This is a genomic window from Dyella mobilis (assembly GCF_016904945.1).
Classification (GTDB): domain Bacteria; phylum Pseudomonadota; class Gammaproteobacteria; order Xanthomonadales; family Rhodanobacteraceae; genus Dyella_B; species Dyella_B mobilis.
The window spans coordinates 1-5,811 of sequence record NZ_JADIKF010000031.1; the positions used below are offsets into that span (position 1 = coordinate 1).

The following is a 5,811-nucleotide window of genomic DNA, read 5'->3' on the forward strand; positions in this document are numbered from 1 at the left end:
AGATTGCTGGCGCTGTTCGCCTGCAGGACTTGAGTGGCGAGTCCGCGAAGAGAGCGGGTCAGAGGGCGTCAGTCATTCAATCGTCATCAAATGCTCGTTGCCCCCTTCCCAGGGAGATGGGGAGGCGCTATTATTTCGACCCCTTCGACGAGAAGCCGTCCGTTGAAGGTTCCCCCTCGAAGCAACTTCCCAAAAATTGGGTGTTGACGGAAAGCGAAAGGGATGTATATTAAGCGGCTCACCCGGGACGAAATGCTTCGGGGCGATCTGAAGAACGGATCGCAAGTGATTGATCTTTGACAGTGTGCGCAGGTGACTTGTGTGGGCGTCTTGCGTTGGATGGGCAAATCTGTCCAAACAAATGCAAGCGTCTAACCTAAGAGTCAATTCAAAAGCTTGACGTTTTAAGGTTAGGGTAAACGCTTCAGAAAGATAGAGTGTCTTCGGACATTCGAAAACTTAAGTGAAGAGTTTGATCCTGGCTCAGATTGAACGCTGGCGGCATGCCTAACACATGCAAGTCGAACGGCAGCACAGCAGTAGCAATACTGTGGGTGGCGAGTGGCGGACGGGTGAGGAATACATCGGGACCTGCCCAGACGTGGGGGATAACGTAGGGAAACTTACGCTAATACCGCATACGTCCTACGGGAGAAAGCGGGGGATCAGCAATGACCTCGCGCGGTTGGATGGACCGATGTTCGATTAGCTAGTTGGTAGGGTAAAGGCCTACCAAGGCGACGATCGATAGCTGGTCTGAGAGGATGATCAGCCACACTGGGACTGAGACACGGCCCAGACTCCTACGGGAGGCAGCAGTGGGGAATATTGGACAATGGGCGCAAGCCTGATCCAGCAATGCCGCGTGTGTGAAGAAGGCCTTCGGGTTGTAAAGCACTTTTATCAGGAGCGAAATACCACGGGTTAATACCCTATGGGGCTGACGGTACCTGAGGAATAAGCACCGGCTAACTTCGTGCCAGCAGCCGCGGTAATACGAAGGGTGCAAGCGTTAATCGGAATTACTGGGCGTAAAGCGTGCGTAGGCGGTGACTTAAGTCTGCTGTGAAATCCCCGGGCTCAACCTGGGAATGGCAGTGGATACTGGGTCGCTAGAGTGTGATAGAGGATGGTGGAATTCCCGGTGTAGCGGTGAAATGCGTAGAGATCGGGAGGAACATCAGTGGCGAAGGCGGCCATCTGGATCAACACTGACGCTGAGGCACGAAAGCGTGGGGAGCAAACAGGATTAGATACCCTGGTAGTCCACGCCCTAAACGATGCGAACTGGATGTTGGTCTCAACTCGGAGATCAGTGTCGAAGCTAACGCGTTAAGTTCGCCGCCTGGGGAGTACGGTCGCAAGACTGAAACTCAAAGGAATTGACGGGGGCCCGCACAAGCGGTGGAGTATGTGGTTTAATTCGATGCAACGCGAAGAACCTTACCTGGCCTTGACATGTCTGGAATCCTGCAGAGATGCGGGAGTGCCTTCGGGAATCAGAACACAGGTGCTGCATGGCTGTCGTCAGCTCGTGTCGTGAGATGTTGGGTTAAGTCCCGCAACGAGCGCAACCCTTGTCCTTAGTTGCCAGCACGTAATGGTGGGAACTCTAAGGAGACTGCCGGTGACAAACCGGAGGAAGGTGGGGATGACGTCAAGTCATCATGGCCCTTACGGCCAGGGCTACACACGTACTACAATGGTCGGTACAGAGGGTTGCAATACCGCGAGGTGGAGCCAATCCCAGAAAGCCGATCCCAGTCCGGATCGAAGTCTGCAACTCGACTTCGTGAAGTCGGAATCGCTAGTAATCGCAGATCAGCTATGCTGCGGTGAATACGTTCCCGGGCCTTGTACACACCGCCCGTCACACCATGGGAGTGAGTTGCTCCAGAAGCCGTTAGCCTAACCGCAAGGAGGGCGACGACCACGGAGTGGTTCATGACTGGGGTGAAGTCGTAACAAGGTAGCCGTATCGGAAGGTGCGGCTGGATCACCTCCTTTCGAGAACGACAGACCATCCTCCGCAAGACGTCCACACAAGACACCTGCACATCCGCACGCCGACGGCGTGAATGATTCACTCCGCAAGGAGTGGGTCGTGAAGCTTTATGGGTCTGTAGCTCAGGTGGTTAGAGCGCACCCCTGATAAGGGTGAGGCCGGTGGTTCGAGTCCACCTAGACCCACCATTACTGGGATGCTGACCCGAATTACGGGGCCATAGCTCAGCTGGGAGAGCACCTGCTTTGCAAGCAGGGGGTCGTCGGTTCGATCCCGACTGGCTCCACCAGTTCAGGCTAAAGCGGATGTGTAGCGCACACAAAAGATTATTGAAACGAGACGGCGTTGAGGCCGGTCTTGTGTTCTTTGAAAATGTAAACGAGTGACAAGCGTCTTGGTTTTGAACTGAACCGAGATGTGTCGTTGAGGCAAAGAAGTAAGCGAAAGCGTTGTTTGGCGAAAGCTCAGCCCTGAGGAGGGAAGAGCGTAGCCCTGAGGCGACTTGGGGTTATATGGTCAAGCGACTAAGCGTATACGGTGGATGCCTTGGCAGTCAGAGGCGATGAAGGACGTGGCAGCCTGCGAAAAGTGTCGGGGAGCTGGCAACAAGCTTTGATCCGGCAATGTCCGAATGGGGAAACCCACTCCGAAAGGAGTATCGCTGAGTGAATACATAGCTCAGCGAAGCGAACCCGGGGAACTGAAATATCTAAGTACCCGGAGGAAAAGAAATCAACCGAGATTCCCTCAGTAGCGACGAGCGAACGGGGAGCAGCCCAAAAGTGCTGCATGTGTTAGCCGAAGGGTCTGGAAAGGCCAACCGTAGCGGGTGATAGTCCCGTAGGCGAAAATGCACGTGGCATGAAATTGAGTAAGGCGAGGCACGAGAAACCTTGTCTGAACATGGGGGGACCATCCTCCAAGGCTAAATACTCCTGACTGACCGATAGCGAACAAGTACCGTGAGGGAAAGGCGAAAAGAACCCCGGAGAGGGGAGTGAAATAGACCCTGAAACCGTATACGTACAAGCAGTGGAAGCCCGCAAGGGTGACTGCGTACCTTTTGTATAATGGGTCAGCGACTTACTGTCAGTGGCAAGCTTAACCGTATAGGGGAGGCGAAGGGAAACCGAGTCTGAATAGGGCGCATAGTCTCTGGCAGTAGACCCGAAACCGAGTGATCTATCCTTGGCCAGGTTGAAGGTGCGGTAACACGCACTGGAGGACCGAACCCACATCTGTTGCAATAGATGGGGATGAGCTGAGGATAGGAGTGAAAGGCTAAACAAACTCGGAGATAGCTGGTTCTCCTCGAAAGCTATTTAGGTAGCGCCTCGGACGAATCTTCCTGGGGGTAGAGCACTGTTATGGCTAGCGGGTCATCGCGACTTAGCAAACCATGGCAAACTCCGAATACCAGGACAGACTATCCGGGAGACACACGGCGGGTGCTAACGTCCGTCGTGAAAAGGGAAACAACCCAGACCCGCAGCTAAGGTCCCCAAGTTCATGCTAAGTGGAAAACGATGTGGAAAGGCATAGACAGCCAGGAGGTTGGCTTAGAAGCAGCCACCCTTTAAAGAAAGCGTAATAGCTCACTGGTCGAGTCGGTCTGCGCGGAAGATTTAACGGGGCTAAGCATGACACCGAAGCTCGGGGTGCACACTTTGTGTGCGCGGTAGAGGAGCGTTCCGTAAGCCTGCGAAGGTGTGTTGAGAAGCATGCTGGAGGTATCGGAAGTGCGAATGCTGACATGAGTAACGATAATGCGGGTGAAAAGCCCGCACGCCGAAAGCCCAAGGTTTCCTCGCGCAACGTTCATCGGCGCAGGGTGAGTCGGCCCCTAAGGCGAGGCAGAAATGCGTAGTCGATGGGAAGCTGGTTAATATTCCAGCACTTGACTGTAGTGCGATGTGGGGACGGAGAAGGTTAGGTCTACCAGGCGTTGGTTGTCCTGGGGAAAGGCGGTAGGCAGTGATCTTAGGCAAATCCGGGATCACTTATGCCGAGCACCGAGACGAGCCCAATAGGGCGAAGTGACTGAGACCACGCTTCCAGGAAAAGCCACTAAGCTTCAGCTACAGCAAACCGTACCGTAAACCGACACTGGTAGGCAGGGTGAGAATCCCAAGGCGCTTGAGAGAACTCGGGTGAAGGAACTAGGCAAAATGGCACCGTAACTTCGGGAGAAGGTGCGCCCTCCGACGTGGTCACGTGCGTGACTGAGCGTTAGAGGGTCGCAGTAACCTGGCCGCTGCGACTGTTTATCAAAAACACAGCACTCTGCAAACACGAAAGTGGACGTATAGGGTGTGACGCCTGCCCGGTGCTGGAAGGTTAATTGATGGGGTCAGCCGCAAGGCGAAGCTCTTGATCGAAGCCCCAGTAAACGGCGGCCGTAACTATAACGGTCCTAAGGTAGCGAAATTCCTTGTCGGGTAAGTTCCGACCTGCACGAATGGCGTAACGACAGCGGCGCTGTCTCCACCCGAGACTCAGTGAAATTGAAATCGCTGTGAAGATGCAGCGTTCCCGCGGCAAGACGGAAAGACCCCGTGAACCTTTACTATAGCTTTACACTGAACGTTGAGTTCTTCTGTGTAGGATAGGTGGGAGGCTATGAAACCGAGACGCTAGTTTCGGTGGAGCCATCCTTGAAATACCACCCTGAAGTGCTTGACGTTCTAACCTAGGTCCGTAATCCGGATCGGGGACCGTGTATGGTGGGTAGTTTGACTGGGGCGGTCTCCTCCCAAAGAGTAACGGAGGAGCACGAAGGTACGCTCAGCGCGGTCGGACATCGCGCACTGTGTGCAAAGGCATAAGCGTGCTTGACTGCGAGATCGACGGATCAAGCAGGTACGAAAGTAGGTCTTAGTGATCCGGTGGTTCTGTATGGAAGGGCCATCGCTCAACGGATAAAAGGTACTCCGGGGATAACAGGCTGATACCGCCCAAGAGTTCATATCGACGGCGGTGTTTGGCACCTCGATGTCGGCTCATCACATCCTGGGGCTGTAGCCGGTCCCAAGGGTATGGCTGTTCGCCATTTAAAGTGGTACGCGAGCTGGGTTCAGAACGTCGTGAGACAGTTCGGTCCCTATCTGTCGTGGGCGTTGGAGATTTGAGGGGGGCTGCTCCTAGTACGAGAGGACCGGAGTGGACGTTCCGCTGGTGTTCGGGTTGTCATGCCCATGGCATTGCCCGGTAGCTACGAACGGAAGTGATAACCGCTGAAAGCATCTAAGCGGGAAGCACGCCCCAAGATGAGATCTCCCGAGAATTTAATTCTCCTAAAGGCCCCATTTAGACTAAGTGGTTGATAGGTGCGGTGTGGACGTGCAGCAATGCATTGAGCTAACGCATACTAATGAGCCGTGCGGCTTGACCATATAACCCCAAGACGCTTCGTGAGTCTTTGTACCAACGAATCATCTCCAGACATTTCACCAGACGCTTGTCACTCGTTTACCCCTTATCCAACGCGAGAGTTATCTCGCGGAAGAGTAAAAACCGGCCCTCTGTGGCTGGTCTCTTCGAAGAGCTTGAGTCCGGCGCTTACCAGCGCTGACTCAACCCCTTCCCTGGCGGCTATAGCGCTGTGGTCCCACCCGATCCCATCCCGAACTCGGAAGTGAAACGCAGCTGCGCCGATGGTAGTGTGGACTTTCCATGCAAGAGTAGGTCACCGCCAGGGGCTTCATCCTAAAAACCCTCACCGTCTGGTGAGGGTTTTTTCTTTGTGCTTGGGCTTGTTGCGGCTCGTGCGCCTGGGCGCACCCGCAACAGGTCACCGCCAGGGGCTT

Annotated in this window: 2 tRNA genes and 3 rRNA genes; all 5 read left to right on the forward strand. The window is 54.5% G+C overall.

Annotated features, from left to right (window positions below):
• Positions 1-460: 460 nt before the first annotated feature.
• The 5 genes from ISS99_RS01635 (at position 461) to rrf (ending at position 5,702) form a co-directional block, all read left to right on the forward strand.
• Positions 461-2,007: ribosomal RNA gene (locus ISS99_RS01635) — 16S ribosomal RNA — on the forward strand.
• Positions 2,008-2,116: 109 nt separating this feature from the next.
• Positions 2,117-2,193 (forward strand) — tRNA-Ile (locus tag ISS99_RS01640).
• 25 nt (positions 2,194-2,218) lie between these two features.
• A tRNA-Ala gene (locus ISS99_RS01645) sits at positions 2,219-2,294 on the forward strand.
• 225 nt (positions 2,295-2,519) lie between these two features.
• Positions 2,520-5,397: ribosomal RNA gene (locus ISS99_RS01650) — 23S ribosomal RNA — on the forward strand.
• Positions 5,398-5,588: 191 nt separating this feature from the next.
• Positions 5,589-5,702, forward strand: a 5S ribosomal RNA gene (rrf, locus tag ISS99_RS01655).
• The 16S, 23S and 5S rRNA genes sit together here with 2 tRNA genes alongside, the layout of an rRNA operon.
• The last annotated feature ends 109 nt before the right edge of the window (positions 5,703-5,811 follow it).